This window comes from Acidobacteriota bacterium (genome assembly GCA_026393755.1).
Classification (GTDB): Bacteria; Acidobacteriota; Vicinamibacteria; order Vicinamibacterales; family JAKQTR01; genus JBAXOX01.
In genome coordinates, this window is the sequence record JAPKZO010000032.1 from 13,540 (window position 1) to 28,435 (window position 14,896).

The 14,896-nt window shown below is 65.8% G+C and carries 12 protein-coding genes; 5 read left to right on the forward strand and 7 right to left on the reverse strand.

Annotated features, from left to right (window positions below; genetic code table 11):
• Positions 1-16 precede the first annotated feature (16 nt).
• The 5 genes from uppP to NTV05_13770 form a co-directional block, all read right to left on the reverse strand.
• A complete protein-coding gene (uppP, locus tag NTV05_13750; GenBank protein MCX6545459.1) occupies positions 17-826 on the reverse strand; it encodes an undecaprenyl-diphosphatase UppP in 810 nt (269 codons plus the stop codon).
• 145 nt (positions 827-971) lie between these two features.
• Complete coding sequence (secF, locus tag NTV05_13755; GenBank protein MCX6545460.1) at positions 972-1,961, reverse strand: protein translocase subunit SecF; 990 nt, start codon at positions 1,959-1,961, stop codon at positions 972-974.
• Between the two features lie 18 nt (positions 1,962-1,979).
• On the reverse strand, positions 1,980-3,548 hold the full coding sequence (gene secD / locus NTV05_13760; GenBank protein ID MCX6545461.1) for a protein translocase subunit SecD: 1,569 nt from the start codon (positions 3,546-3,548) through the stop codon (positions 1,980-1,982).
• Positions 3,549-3,567: 19 nt separating this feature from the next.
• A complete protein-coding gene (gene yajC / locus NTV05_13765) occupies positions 3,568-3,924 on the reverse strand; it encodes a preprotein translocase subunit YajC (GenBank protein MCX6545462.1) in 357 nt (118 codons plus the stop codon).
• Positions 3,921-5,132 carry a tRNA guanosine(34) transglycosylase Tgt gene (locus NTV05_13770; GenBank protein MCX6545463.1) on the reverse strand — a complete coding sequence of 404 codons (1,212 nt, stop codon included), beginning with the start codon at positions 5,130-5,132 and terminating at the stop codon, positions 3,921-3,923. The genes yajC and NTV05_13770 overlap by 4 nt, the downstream gene beginning before the upstream one ends.
• Positions 5,133-5,158: 26 nt before the next feature.
• On the opposite strand from NTV05_13770, the gene NTV05_13775 reads away from it, so the two are divergent.
• Both NTV05_13775 and NTV05_13780 read left to right on the forward strand, forming a co-directional pair.
• The gene (locus NTV05_13775; GenBank protein ID MCX6545464.1) at positions 5,159-6,337 is read left to right on the forward strand and encodes a D-alanine--D-alanine ligase; all 1,179 of its coding nucleotides are present in this window, start codon (positions 5,159-5,161) and stop codon (positions 6,335-6,337) included.
• Positions 6,334-7,884 (forward strand): hypothetical protein, encoded by a 1,551-nt coding sequence (locus NTV05_13780; GenBank protein MCX6545465.1) that lies wholly within the window; start codon positions 6,334-6,336, stop codon positions 7,882-7,884. Before NTV05_13775 ends, NTV05_13780 begins: the two co-directional genes overlap by 4 nt.
• Positions 7,885-8,466: 582 nt before the next feature.
• On the opposite strand, the gene NTV05_13785 is transcribed toward NTV05_13780, so the two are convergent.
• Positions 8,467-10,584, reverse strand: coding sequence for a HEAT repeat domain-containing protein (locus tag NTV05_13785; GenBank protein ID MCX6545466.1), 2,118 nt, complete (start codon positions 10,582-10,584; stop codon positions 8,467-8,469).
• 245 nt (positions 10,585-10,829) lie between these two features.
• Complete coding sequence (gene menC, locus NTV05_13790; GenBank protein MCX6545467.1) at positions 10,830-11,939, reverse strand: o-succinylbenzoate synthase; 1,110 nt, start codon at positions 11,937-11,939, stop codon at positions 10,830-10,832.
• Between the two features lie 60 nt (positions 11,940-11,999).
• Here menC and NTV05_13795 point away from each other — a divergent pair, with 60 nt between their 5' ends.
• From NTV05_13795 to NTV05_13805, 3 genes are all read left to right on the forward strand, one after another.
• Positions 12,000-12,641 (forward strand): deoxynucleoside kinase, encoded by a 642-nt coding sequence (locus NTV05_13795; protein ID MCX6545468.1) that lies wholly within the window; start codon positions 12,000-12,002, stop codon positions 12,639-12,641.
• Positions 12,642-12,736: 95 nt separating this feature from the next.
• Positions 12,737-13,600, forward strand: a complete 864-nt coding sequence (accD, locus tag NTV05_13800) for an acetyl-CoA carboxylase, carboxyltransferase subunit beta (GenBank protein MCX6545469.1) — start codon at positions 12,737-12,739, stop codon at positions 13,598-13,600.
• On the forward strand, positions 13,597-14,892 hold the full coding sequence (locus tag NTV05_13805; GenBank protein ID MCX6545470.1) for a bifunctional folylpolyglutamate synthase/dihydrofolate synthase: 1,296 nt from the start codon (positions 13,597-13,599) through the stop codon (positions 14,890-14,892). The genes accD and NTV05_13805 overlap by 4 nt, the downstream gene beginning before the upstream one ends.
• Positions 14,893-14,896: the final 4 nt, after the last annotated feature.

A 14,896-nucleotide genomic window follows, 5' to 3' on the forward strand; every position in this document is an offset into this window, starting at 1 on the left:
TCCAGGCCTGACGTCCTCAGCCAACCAGCCACCACCCCAATACCAGGGACGCCACCACCAGCCGGTACCACGCGAACGCCACCAGCGAGTGGCTGGTCAGGTACTTCAAGAAGTACTTGATTGCCGCGTAGCCCACGACGGCCGAGGTGATCATGCCAACGAAAAAGATCCCGGCGTCGTCGCGGCCCATCCCGGTCTTGAGCAGATGCAACCCTTCATGGCCCGCCGCCGCCAGGATCGCCGGCACGCCCAGCAGGAACGAGAACCGGGCGGCGCCCTCGCGGGTCAACCCCAGGAACATGCCCATGGTGATCGTCGCGCCCGATCTCGAGACGCCCGGCACCAGCGCCACCGTCTGCGCGATGCCAATCGCCAGCCCCTCGCCAGCCGTCAAGGACTCGTCGGCGCGGCTGCGCGATCCGACGCGCTCAACCCAGAAGAACAGCAACGCTCCGAGCGCCAGCGACACAGACGCCACCAGGGGCGTGCGAAGCTGCTCCTCGATCCGGCCCGCAACCAGCAATCCGACCACCATCACGGGCAGGGTGCCGAGCACCACCAGTTGAAGCCGTCGCGCCGCCCCCTCTGGGGCTCGCTGGAACACGCCCGCGGCGGCAGCCGCCATCGCGACCAGGTCCCGGCGGAAGAAGACCACCACGGCGACCAGCGTGCCGACGTGGCAGGCCACGTCGAACGCCATTCCAAGCCGATCGGGGTCCACGCCGAACACCAGCCGGGCCAGAATCAGGTGCGCCGAACTCGAGACGGGAAGAAACTCCGTCAGGCCTTGCACGACTCCGAGCAGTATCGCTACAACTACAAGCAACCGGATTCCGCCTCAGGGACCAGCGCGGCGACGCCTAGTCCTGCCTGTTGTCTTTCGTCATTCCGGCGACTTGTCCCGCTGTAGCCCCGGAACGATGTGGGGGCGAAGGCGGAACGCCGGAATCCAGCCACGCAGAACCGAGCTGTTACGCACGGTCCCGCTTGTTGTTCTTCTTCTTCGGCCCAGGGTCGACGGAGACCGACGGGGCGACTGGCACCTTCGGCGCGCGCTTGCCACGCCAGAACGTGACGATGGCGGCGGCGATGAACACGCTCGAATAAGTGCCCGTGATCGTGCCGACGATCATGGTGAACGCAAAGCCCTTGAGCACCTCTCCGCCCCAGATATACAGGGCAATGACGCTCATGAGCACGGTGCCGGCGGTGATGATGGTTCGATTCAACGTCTGATTGACGGATCGGTTCACCACCTCGTCAATCGCGTCACGACGCATCCCCCTGAGGTTTTCCCGAACTCGATCGAAGATCACGATCGTGTCGTTGGTCGAGTAGCCGGTCACCGTCAGAATGGCCGCGATGACATTGAGCGACATGTCGTAGCGGAAAAACGCCAGGAAGGCCAGCGTCACGAGCAGGTCGTGGAACGTCGCGACAACGGCCCCGACGCCGAAGCTCAGCCTGAACCGGAAGCCGATGTACACCAGCAATCCCGCCAGCGAGAGCACCGTCGCCCAGAAGCCCTTCTGGGTCAACTCCCGGCCGACGATCGGGCCGACCACCTGCGAACCAACCTGTGTGAACCCACCCAGGTTCGCATCCTTGACCGCCTTCACGACCTCGTCAGCCGTCCTGGTGAGGCTGGTGCCCTGCTCTTCGCCCGAATGGGGCAGCCGCACCATCACCTGGCGCTGCGATTCGTCGCCGTAGCGCTGGACCACGATGTTCTGCCCGCCGCCGCCGACCTTCTCGGCATCGAGGGCCGATCGCACCTGTTCGATGCTCGGGGTCTGGTCGAACTTGAGGATGACGATGGTGCCGCCGGAGAATTCGACACCGAGGGCCAAACCCTTGGTGGCGATGACGCCGATGCCCGCCGCGATGACAATCCACGACAGGATCAGCGCGTGCCAGCGCCATCTGAGGAAGTTGTAGTTCGGATTATGGAAGATCTGCATGGTGCCAGCCGTTGTTCGCTAGATGCTCAGCGTCTGGACCTTTCGGCCCGACAGAACCAGCTCGAAAATCGTCTTCGAGACAAATGTGGACGTAAACAGGTTGGCCACCAACCCGATCGACAACGTGGTGGCAAACCCGCGGATCGGACCGGTGCCGAACTGGAACAGGAAGGCCGCCGAAATCAGCGACGCGATGTGCGTATCGAGCAGGGTGAGGAAGACCCGGCTGAAGCCCGCATCGAGCGCCTGACGCACGCCCCGCTTCGCGGCGAGTTCCTCCTTGATGCGCTCGAAGATCAGCACGTTCGAATCCACGCCGATGCCCATCGTCAGCACGAAGCCCGCGATGCCCGGCAACGTCATGGTCGCCCCGAGATAGGCCATCAGCCCGAGCAGGATCGTGAGGTTGAAGCACAACACCACGATCGCGTTGATGCCTGACAGCTTGTAGTAGACCAGCATGAACAGCATGATCAGCAACAAGCCCACCGCTGATGCGATGACGCCGGACCGGATCGAGTCGGCACCGAGCGTCGGGCCGACCGTGTTCTTTTCGAGGTACGTGAGCGACGCCGGCAGCGCGCCCGACCGCAGCACGAGCGAGAGATCCTGGACCTCCTGCTGCGTGAAGGCGCCGCCTGAGATGCGGCCCTCGTCGGTGATCCGGCTTTCAATGTTCGGCGCCGACTGGACCCGCCCGTCCAGGATGATCGCCAGGCGGCGGCCGATATTCTCGCCGGTCGCCTTGCCGAATTTCCGGGCGCCGTCCTGATTCAGCGAGAAACTGACCGCCGGCCGGCCAGTCTCGTCGATGGTCGGCTTGGCGTTCCGCAGGTCGCGCCCCGTCACCACCGCGACTTTCCGGACCAGATAGAACACCGTCTCGGCCCGCTCACCGCGCTGCGACGAATCGCCCACGCCGGGCACGACTTCCATGTTGTTGGGAATCGCCCCGCTGCGAGACTGGAGCAGATTCTCCTTGGTCCCGGCGGGACCGTCTTCGACGATCTTCAGCTCGAGCAGCGCCGTCGACCGGATGATCTCCTCTGCGCGCGCCACCTCGGTGATCCCCGGCAGTTCAACGATGATCTGGTCGTTGTTGGTGCCCGTCTGCGCGATCACCGGCTCGGCCACGCCCAGCTCGTTCACGCGCCGTTCGATGGTCTGCCGCGCCTGGGTCACCGCGTCTTCACGCAACTGCACGACCACGTTCGGCTTCATCGTGAAGGTGTAAGTGCCGCCGACGCCGGATTCCCGGTTGTAGGAGGCCTGCACTTCGTTGGCCGCCTCGCGGAACGCGCCGTCCTGATTCTGCGGGATGCCCTCAACCTTGAACTGCATCGGGGGCATCACCGTGAAGACCGCGCTGGAAATCCCCTTGCCGTCCACCGTCTCCCGCAGCTGCTCCATGGTGGTCTCTGTATCGAGACGCAGGGCGTCGTCGGTGTTGACGCGGAGCACGAGGTGCACGCCACCTTTGAGGTCAAGCCCCAGCTTCAGCCGGATGCCTTCGAAGGGATACGGGTAGAGCGGATAAAAAAACCAGGCCGCGGCGACGAGCACCACGAGCGAGGTCAGCACCCTCATGCGCTGGTTCTTCATATGTCTACTGATTCGCTGATTCGGGCGCGACCGGGTCCTGGCCCTGGTACCCGGCCACCGCCGCCTTGCTGATGTCGATCCGGACCTTGTCGGCGATCTGGACCTGAACGCTCTTGTCGGCGAGCCTCGTGATCTGGCCGTAAATGCCGCTGGTGGTCACGATTCGATCGCCGACCTTGAGCGCGTTGAGAAACTGCTGCACCTTCTTCTGCTTCCGCTGCATGGGCAGCAGAATCAGGAAGTAGAAGATGGCCAGCACGAGGGCGAACGGGATCAGTTGCACCCAGGGGTTGGCGCCACTCTCGGCCGGCGCGGCCATCGACAGCACGAGGCCCTGAGAAAGAATGCCTGTTTGGGTCATGAGTCACACAACTGGCGGGAAAAAGTTACGCGCAGTGATTGCTGCAAATTTCCCAACGAGCCAAAAACTATAGCCTCTCTGATTCGCGCCATTGTGTCAAGGTAGAACCGCACATTGTGAACAGTGTTCAGGATGGCGCCGGTCATTTCTCCCGCCAGAGCCAGGTGCCTCAGGTACGCTCTCGAGAAGTTCGAACAGGTGTAACAGGCGCAATTCTGGTCGAGCGGCCGGGGGTCCTCGGCGTATTGTGCGTTCTTGATGGTCAGCCGGCCGTGGCTCGTGAACAGTTGGCCGTTCCTGGCGTTTCGGGTCGGCATGACGCAGTCGAACAGGTCGATGCCCCTCGCCACCGCCTCCACCAGATCCAGAGGGGTGCCCACGCCCATCAGGTAACGGGGCCGGTCGGCCGGCAACTGGGGGGCCGTATGCTCGACGACAGAGTACATAATGTCGGCGGGTTCGCCCACGCTCAGTCCGCCAATGGCATAAGCCTCGAATCCCACCCCCAGCGTGCGTTCGACGCTCATCGCCCGGAGCGACGGGTCCGTGCCGCCCTGGATGATGCCGAACTGGGCCTGGCCCGGATTGGTGATGACCGGGAAAAGGGGCCTGGCCCCTTTTTCGGCATCATCAGAAGAAAGGGGCCTGGCCCCTTTTTCGCCGGCCTGCAATTGGAGAAATCGTTCCCGGCAGCGCTCGGCCCAGCGGGCCGTCCGCTCGGTCGACTCGCGTACCGCCTCGAACGACGCCGGCTGAGCCAGGCACTCGTCGAGCACCATCGCGATGTCCGACCCAAGTTGTGCCTGGATATCGGTGGCGCCTTCCGGCGTCAGCAGAAGTTCCGACCCATCCAGATGCGAGCGGAAGTGAATGCCCTCTTCCCTGATTCGCCGGCGCTCGCCGAGGCTGAACGCCTGGAAGCCCCCGCTGTCGGTGAGAATCGGGCGATCCCAGCCCATAAACCGGTGCAGGCCGCCCTGTCTGGCAATCACGCCATCTCCCGGCCTCAGCCAGAGGTGGTAGGTGTTGCCGAGGATGATCTCGACACCCTCACCCGCCAGATCGCGCGGCGTCAGCCCTTTGACCGCGCCACGTGTGCCCACCACCATGAACGCGGGCGTCTGGACGATGCCGTGGGCGGTGGTCATTTCTCCCCTGCGGGCCGCACCCTGGGTCGTCAGCACGCGGAAGGAGAATTGGGAGGACATAGGACCGTAGGATATATTAGGTCTCTGTGAAAAAAATCCGTATCGGCGTCGTCTTCGGGGGGCGATCGAGCGAGCATCTCGTCTCGATCCGTTCGGCCGCCTCTGTGTTCGCCAACCTGTCCCGCGACCGGTACGATCCGGTTGCGCTCTACATCCTCCCGCAGGGGCGGTGGATCGTGCCCGACCGGCAGCCGGCGGCGCAGTCCGAGGCCGAGGCCAAGGAGTACATGAAGGAGCAGGAGGCGCGGCAGTTGCGGACCGAGCGGGAGGCGCATCTTGTGGCGTACCCCAATGGCCACCAGGCGCTGCTGACCATCGAACGGCGACTGCCGGACGGCGAATCGGACCACGACACGACCGTGGATTCCGCGGTCGTGCACGGCATGCATCTCGACGTGGTGTTTCCCGTTCTGCATGGTCCATTCGGCGAGGACGGGACCGTGCAGGGCCTGCTCGAGCTCGCCAACCTGCCGTATGTGGGCGCCGGGGTGCTGGCCTCGTCGGTGGGCATGGACAAGGCCGTGATGAAGACGCTCTTCGCGGCGCGCGGGTTGCCGACGGCCGCCTACGTCGTGATCAAGCGGCGCGACTGGCTGACCGATCGGGAGCGGGTGATTGCCGATCTGATGCAGCGATTTGCGCTGCCGGTTTTCGTCAAGCCGGCCAATCTCGGATCGAGCGTGGGAATCAGCAAGGCCAAGGACCGGGCCGGGCTGGAGCACGCCTTGGACCTGGCCGCGCAGTATGACCGCAAGCTCGTGATCGAGGCGGCCGTCCCCAACGCGAGAGAGATTGAGGTGGCCGTCCTCGGGAACGACCGGCCTGAAGCGTCGGTGCCGGGCGAGATTATCCCGTCCCGGGAGTTCTACGACTATGAAGCCAAGTACCTGGACGAGGGAACGACGCTGAAGATTCCGGCCGCGCTCAGTCCCGAGCAGACTGCGGAGGTGCGGCGGCTGGCCGTCGAGGCGTTCCTCGCGGTCGATGCCGCCGGGCTGGGACGCATCGACTTCCTGCTCGACGGAAAGTCTGGTGAGTGGTTCGTCAGCGAGATCAACACGATTCCCGGCTTCACCACGATCAGCATGTATCCCAAGCTCTGGGAGGCGACCGGGCTGCGGTACGCGGCGCTCATCGACGGCCTGATTGACCTGGCGATCGAACGACACGCCGAGAAACAGGATTTCCGCACCACCGTATCATGATCACTCGCGGCCAGACCCGATGGGTCGTCGCAGCGCTCGCGCTGACGATCGCGTCGATTGCCGGCGGCCATGCGGCCATGGCGCCGATCAAGGGGCTGACGAACGCGCAAGGCCTGGCGCGGGCCTACAACCTGGTTTACGACGCGGACTTCAAAGCGGCCGAGGTTGAATTGGCCCGCGCCTGCGGACCCGCGCCGAGCGAAGCGTGCGATGTCGTTCGCGCAGCGTCCCTCTGGTGGCAGATCTATCTCGACCTGGACAATCACAGCCTCGATGACACGTTCCTCGCGCGGGTGGCCGAGACGATCCGGCGGTGCGACCAGTGGACCTCGCGTGAGCCCGAACGGGCGGAGGCGTGGTTCTACCTGGGTGCCGCCTACGGCTCGCGCGTGCAGTATCACGCGCAGCGATTCCAGTTTCTGGCCGCCGCACGCGACGGCAAGCGCATCAAGAACGCGCTCGAGAAGGCGCTCTCGCTCGACAGCCAGATTCAGGACGCCAATTTCGGCATCGGCATGTACGAGTACTACGCCGACACCGCTCCGGCCGTGTTCAAGTTTCTCCGATGGCTGCTGCTGCTGCCCGGAGGCGACAAGGTCAACGGCCTGCGACAGATGGTCCAGACCAGGAACCAGGGTGTGCTGCTGAAGAGCGATGCCGCGTATCAGCTGCATTTCATCTATCTCTGGTACGAGAAGAACCCGGACGGCGCCCTGGAGCTGCTCGAAGAATTGCGAGCCCGCCATCCGCACAATCCGATGTTCCTGCTGAATGTCGCGCAGCTGCACGAGATCTACCGGAGCGATCGGATCGCCGCGCTCGAGGCGTATCGCTCACTGGTGGACGGGGCACGCGGCGGCAGTCTCCGGGAGGCCGAACTGGCGGAAACATGGGGCCGCCTCGGCGCCGCCGATCAGTTGGACGCGCTGGCCGAGTCCGATCGGGCCGTCGACGAGCTCCGCCTCGTCCTCGAGCGCCGGCCCGCGAAACCGTTCGGCGCGATCGCCAGGGCGCACTTGGGACTTGGCCGCGCGTACGATCGGCTCGGGTGGCGCGACAAGGCTGTTGCGGAGTTTGTGGCCGCGCGGGTCACTGCGCCGCCTGACGATCCGCTCGAAGTCCGCAAGGCGGCCAGCGACGGGTTGTCCCGAACACCAGACGCGCGCACGACCGAGGCGTACCGGCTCTCACTCGAAGGATGGCGCAGCTTCGAACGGGGCGCGCTCGGTGAAGCCGCCCGGCAACTCGATCGCGCGGTTGCCCTCAGGCCTGGCGACGGCGTCCATCGATTCCGGCGGGGCCGCGTGCTGGAAGCCACCGGGGATCGGGCTCGCGCGCTGGTGGATTTCGAACAGGCCCTGAAGGCGCGGCCGGCGCCGCCGGCGCCGTTTGTCGCCGGTTCGTTCGCCGGGTGCGGCCGGCTGTACGAAGCGGCAGGCGATCGCGCGCGCGCCATCTCGAACTACACGTGGGCCACGCGCGTCGGCGGGGCCGACGCGTCGACCCGCGCTGCGGCCACGCAAGCGCTGGCCCGCCTTCGCCGCTAGCGCCGCATTTCCCTCGCGCTGAGCGTGATGCATCGGAAGAATTTGATCGCCCTCCGTCACTTTGTGCTTGACATCGTATTTTTCTCACCCATAATCTACATATTGTATGAGCCTGGATTGCTCAGCCCAGTGCTTGTGATCGTTCGAAGACGGTAACCAGCTGGGCAGCTACAATCCTAGGAGGACAAATGGCGAAGAAGACTGCGAAGAAGGCCACCAAGAAGGCGGCCAAGAAGCGCTAAGCGCTTCACTCGATCACGGGGGTGGCTTCACCCCCGTTTTTTGCGTCCAACCTCCCGGCAGACGGGAGTTCCTGCTCACACGATAAACGCCGAAGGGGGGGATGAAGATGGCGAAGAAGACCGCAAAGAAAGCGACGAAGAAGGCCGCGAAGAAGCGCTAGGCCTTGTTGAGTCGTGAACGCGAGGGGGCGGCAGTCGCCCCCTTTGTTTTTTCCGGCCGCATGATCTCAATGCACATTCGCACGGCCGGGACCCGTCGTAGCCTTGTCCGCCTCCGCGCCAAGCGCTACGGCCGGACCTCGACGAAGCTCGAAGAGCGACGTCGGGGCGAAGGCGGGCCTCATTTCACTGTCAGTTCGATCCCGTCCCACGTCTTCACGCGGCGGATGACGTCCCACTGCTGCAGCCGATCCACGCACTCCATGCCGGCAACGACGTGACCAAACACGGTGTAGCGCCCATCCAGGTGCGGCTGCGGAGAGTGCGTGATGAAGAACTGGCTGCCACCGGTATCCGCCCAGTCGAGCGCCATGCCCACCGTGCCGCGCAGGAACGGGCGCTCGTTCAATTCGTCACGAATCGTGTAGCCCGGGCTTCCCTCGCCGTCGCCGCGCGGGTCGCCGTCCTGCACGACGAAGTTCGCGACCACGCGATGAATGGCCACACCTGAAAAGGCGCCACTGCGCGCCAGGGCGAGGAAGTTCGCCGCCGTCAGCGGGGCATCCAGCACAGCCAGTTCGATTTCGATCGTGCCCTTGTCGGTCTCGAGAAACACGTGAGGCGACACGGGCGGCGACACGAGCGACGGCGATGCGTAGTAATCGGTCGACGGCCCCGGAGCCGGGCGGATGGCCGCGCTGAGGTCGGAGGCCGGATCGAGATCGCGCGCGAGGGCGAGCGCCCTCACGCGCACGGCCCAGTCGCGGTCGCCGAGCGCTTGCTTCAACACCGGCATGACGGCGCCGGATCCGTACTTGGTGAGCGCGCCGAGTGCCGCCGTTCTCGCCTGGTACATGCCGTCGCCCAGGCCGGCGCGGTACGCCTCGGCCAGGGCCGCGTCCCCGCCCTGAAGCTTCATCTCCCCGATGGCGGTGGCCGCAGCCGCCCGGACCATCACATCCTCGTGCTTCAGCAGGCGAAGCAGGGTCGGTCCGAGATCGGGTGGATGCAACCTGGCGAGCGCCTCGACGACCGCAGGGATCACGCGCGCGTCCCGATCCCCGAGCATCACGGTCAGACGCGGCACAGCGACCGCGGGATCCAGCGTCGCGACGATCGACGCGAGAGCGGCGCGGACGCTCCAGTGCGGGTCGGCGTCGAGACTCGAGAGCACCATGAGGAACGTGTCCGGATCGACCTGCCGCATCGCACGCAAGGCCGCCGCGCGCATCGAGGGCCAGGGATCTGCGGCCAGCTCGATCAGACGATCGATCGAGCCGCCACCGCCAAGCGCACCCAGCGCCGCAACGGTCTCGAGCCGGAGGTTGGGGTCGAGGAGGGGTGTCTGCAGCAGCCCTCGAATGACGGTTGCGCTTTCCGGCGCGCCCAACTGCCCGAGCGCCCGGATCGCCGCCACGGCGGCTCGAGGATCCTGCTGCCAGCCCTGGGCCCGCAAGGCGAGCGCGGCTACGGCCCGGCCGTCCTTAATGGTCTGCAAGCCTCGCGCGGCGAACGCGCGGGTCAGACTGCCGCTGCCGCCGAGCCACGTCATCAGCGCGGGCACGAATCGCTTGTCGTCGGTGCGCGACAACGCGTACGCGACCGGCCACCACCGCGCCCGAGGCTGTCCTGCCGCATCCAGCACGACCGACGCGAGGGCGTCGTAAGCCTTCAGCCTCGCCAGTGCGTAAATGCCCAACCGAAACGCGTCGACGCCCGGTAACTGCGGGTCAGTCAGGTCGTCCGGATCGAGCGTCGCCACCGAACTGGCCGCCAACTGCCGGGCCGCCATGGCGGCAACGGCCGGCGCGGACGCGGCATCTCCGACGAGGCCCAGCGCCTCAGCGGCGCGACCCTGCACCAGCGGCGACGGGTCGCCCAGCGCCGTCCGGAGGGGTTCGATCGCGGCGCGCTGCCCGATCAGGCCGAGCGCAAACGCCGCCATCTGCCTGACCTCTGGCTCCGCATCGGAGGCCAGAATCTTCGCGAGCGGCGCGACGCCTTCCACGAGTCCGACGCGGCCGATCGCGAGCGCGGCGCGCCGTCGCACCCGTCCCTCACCGTCGCCGAGCAACCGCACCAGGTCTGGCGACGCGACAACCACCGGGGACGCAGCGATTGTGCGGCCAGCCTTGCGGCCGGTCGCGCGGGGGGGCGGTGCCGGGGCAGCCGGAGCGGGCGGCGGCGGATCGCGCAGGATCCGCTGATCTTCGAGCCTCAGCATCCACGCGAGTTTCTGTTCGTACGTCGGTGGTGCCAACGGCCCGGCCGGCTGCGCGGACGCGGGGACCGCGGCCATCGCCCACCATATCGCCACGGCGGCGACAGCGCCGATGTGACACCGGCGACGATCGCGCACGGGCGCGCGGCCGCTAGCAGCCCGTGGTGGAAGTCGGTCGTCGCATCGAGACCGTCGATGCGCCCGGATCGCAAGGCGCGAAACGCGAGAATATCGGGAATATTCGAGCGTTGAGCAACGCGGCGAGGCGGGATGCAGCGTCGGTCGAATGCAGACTGACTTCCACCACGGGCTGCTAGGGGCGTTCACAACCTGAACTCCACCCGGCGCAGCGTGGCCTGTTCGAGCCGGTCATCGACGACGTGGACGCCAGTCCCGGGACCATCGGGCACCTGGATCATCCCGTCAGGTCGCACTTCGATTCCGGGCTCGATCAAATCGGGCTGGTAGTACCGCCGGCTGGCCGCCACGTCTCCCGGCAGCGAGAAGTTCGGCAAGGTCGACAGATGAAGGTTGTGGGCGCGCCCGATGCCGGCCTCGAGCATCCCGCCGTGCCAGACCGGCACGTGTCTCGCCGCACACAGGTCGTGGAGCCGGATCGACTCGGCGTGTCCGCCGACGCGTCCCGGCTTGATGTTGATGATGCGGCAGGCCTCGGCATCGAGTGCGTCGCGCCCGGCGCGGACCGAGTGGATCGATTCGTCCAGACAAATCGCGGTGGTCAGGTGCCGCTGGAGCGCGGCGTGATCCGCGATGTCGTCATAGTCGAGGGGCTGTTCGATCATCATCAGGTTGTACTGATCCAACCTGGCCAGGTGGCCGGCGTCTTCGAGACAATAGGCGGCGTTGGCGTCCACCATCAGCGGGATCGGGCCGAAGCGATCGCGGATCATCGCCACAACTTCCACATCCCACCCCGGTTTCACCTTGATCTTGATCCGGCGGTAGCCGTCGGCCAGTTCGGCAGCCACGCGCTCGGCCAGCTGTTCGAGCGAATCCTGGATGCCGATCGAGACGCCGGCGGCAATCTCGGTTCGAGTGCCTCCGAGCACCTCTCTCAGCGGCACCCCCTGCTGGCGTGCAAACAGATCCCACGAAGCCATTTCGATGGCGGCCTTGGCCATCTGATGGCCCCGCACGCGGTGCATCGACGCGAAGACTTCCCGCGGATGCGCAAAGGGGACGCCCAGGACCAGCGGCACGAGGAACTCGCCGATGATCTGCCACGCGGTCTCGGTCGTTTCGGCGCTGTAGTACGGGTTGTCGTCAGCCACGCACTCGCCGTATCCGAACGCCCCTTCGCCATCGAGTCTCGTGACGAGGAACGTCCGGTCGTAGACCCGGCCGAAGCTGGTTTCGAAGAAACGTACCAGCGGCAGCCGTACCAGTCGCAGTTCAATGTGTTCGATTTTCACAGTAGTGTATGTTACCGCGCCTTGCTTCACCCACAACGCGGTCGGTATACTCGGCCAGAGTTGGACTACCGTTACCTGGCCATTGAGGGCCCCATCGGCGTCGGCAAGTCGGCGCTGGCCGAACGGCTGGCGGCACGCGTGGACGCCACGGCGATCCTCGAAGACACCGAGAATCCGTTTCTCGGGGACTTCTACCAGGACCGGCCGGGCGCTGCGTTCCAGACGCAGCTGTTCTTCCTGCTGAACCGTCACCGGCAGCTGTCCGGGCTGCGTCAGGCTGAGCTGTTCAGCCAAGTCACTATCTGCGACTACCTGTTCGAGCGGGACCGCATCTACGCGTACCTGGCCCTGAACGACAACGAGCTGTTCATTTACCAGCGGCTCTACGAACTGCTGGCGCGCGACATCCCACGCCCGGATCTGGTGGTCTACCTGCAGGCACCGACCGACGTGTTGACCAGGCGCCTCAAGGAGCGTAGCCGCGACCCCGAGCAGCAGACCTTCCGGCCCGATCCGGACTACGTGAAGGGGTTGAACGAAGCCTATCAGCACTTCTTCTTCCACTACACGACGACACCCCTGCTGGTTGTGGAGACGTCGCAGATCGACTTCGGCCGGAGCGACGAAGCGGTCGACGACCTGGTCCGGCAGATCAAGACACTCGGCCGCGGCACGCAGTACTACGTGCCACGGACGTCTTGACGGACGGAAGCAAGAGGCAGGAAGTAAGAAGCAAGAATGCTCCGTGCTCCTTGCTTCTGACACGCGTGTCGCCGTTTTGATAAGCTGTCACGTGAATGCCCTGGTTCAAGAAGGACAAGAAGTCGCCGATCGCCGCCACGAAGGACACGACGGTCCGCGTCCCGGAAGGCCTGTGGGTCAAGTGTCCGTCGTGCAGCCAGGTCATCTATAACAAGGATCTGCAGACCAACCTGCACGTCTGCGGCAAGTGCGGGCATCATTTTCGCCTGACGGCGGCCGAGCGGCTGCGGTCGCTGTTCGACGGGGAGTGGGAGGAGTACGACTCCGACTTGATGTCGACCGACCCGCTGGTGTTCACCGACACGAAGCCCTATCGCGAGAGGCTGTTGTCCTCGATGAAGGCCACGGGGCGGCGAGACGCGGTCGTGACGGCACGGGGCCTGCTCGACGGGATTCCCGTCCACATTGCGGCGATGGAGTACGGGTTCATCGGCGGCAGCATGGGCGTGGTCGTCGGCGAGAAGATCACGCGCGCAATCGAGCGCGCTCTGGCCGAGCGCTCGGCCGTCATCATCGTCTCCTGCTCGGGCGGCGCGCGCATGATGGAGGGCGCGCTGTCCCTGATGCAGATGGCCAAGGTTTCCGCGGCGCTCGCGCGCCTCGACCGCGCCGGGCTGCCGTACATCTCGGTGCTCACCGATCCAACCACCGGGGGCGTCACGGCGAGCTTCGCGATGCTGGGGGACCTGAATATCGCCGAGCCCAAAGCGCTCATCGGTTTCGCGGGGCCGCGCGTGATTGAACAGACGATCCGCCAGAAACTGCCCGAAGGGTTTCAGCGCAGCGAATTCCTCATCGAACACGGCATGCTCGACGTCGTCGTGGATCGGCGCGAACTCAAGGCCACCATTGCCCGGGCGCTGCGGTTCATGAGGGCGGGTGAGAAGAAGCCGGTGTGAATCTTGAATATCTCTTCGGCCTCGAGTTTCACGGTCACAAGTTCGGCCTCGACAACATCACAGCTCTGACCGAGGCTCTGGGACGGCCCCAGGCCGCTTACCGCACCGTCTGTGTCGCGGGCACCAACGGCAAAGGGTCGGCCTCGGCCATGGTCGCCCGGGCACTCACGGCGGCAGGACATCGAACGGGCCTGTATACGTCTCCGCACCTGGTCTCGCTCGGCGAGCGGTTCGTCGTCGACGGCGAGATGGTGACCGACGCCGAGGTGGCTGCCTCGCTCGATGAGGTGCGCGCCGCCGTCGATCGCCTGCTCGAACAGGGCGGCCTGCCCGCCCAGCCCACGTTCTTCGAAGTCGCCACCTCGATGGCCCTGATCCTGTTCCGCCGGCGTTCGGTCGACATCGCCGTGCTGGAGGTCGGCCTCGGCGGACGCCTCGATGCCACGACCGTGGCGACGCCGGTGGCCGGCGCGATTACCACGATCGATCTCGATCATCAGGCGCTGCTTGGCGATACGATTCGAGCCATTGCCGCCGAGAAGGCGGGCATCATCAAGCCAGGCATGGCCGTCGTGTGCGGCGAACGCAAGCGGGAGGCAATCGAGGTCATCGATGAGGTCTGCCGGCGTCAGGGGGCGTCGCTCGTCAAGGCATGGGAAGGGGTGGACGTGTCTGCCTCATCTGCGTCCGGATTGACGACGGTACGCCTGAGAACGCCGGAGCGATCATACGGTCCGTGCACGCTGGCCCTGCGCGGCACTCATCAAGTCGCCAACGCGGTGGTGGCCGTGCGGCTCCTCGAGGCGCTGGATGCGGCCGGTATCCCGGTGCCGCCGCGCGCGGTCGTCGATGGCCTCACGAAGGTCCGGTGGCGCGGCCGGCTCGAACTGGTATCGTTCGAAGACGGGCGCCAGGTGCTGCTCGACGCCGCACACAATCCGGCCGGGGCCGAATGCCTCGGCGCCTACCTCCGGGACGCCTATCCCGAGGGCCTGCCGCTGGTATTCGGTGCGATGCGGGACAAGGACATCACAGGCATGCTGCGCGCGCTGCTCCCCCGCGCGACGCGGATCATCCTGACGTCCCCGCCATCGCCGCGCGCCGCGCCTCCAGGCGACCTCGGCGCGCTGGTCTCGCGCCTTGCGCCCGAACTGCCTGTCGAGATCGAACCCGATCCGTCCAAGGCGATCGCCTGCGCGTTCCAGTTCGCGCGGGTCATCTGCGTGGCCGGTTCGATCTACCTGCTGGGGGCGATCGTGCCCACGCTTCCACGGTCGTCACGGACGGACTGACGAA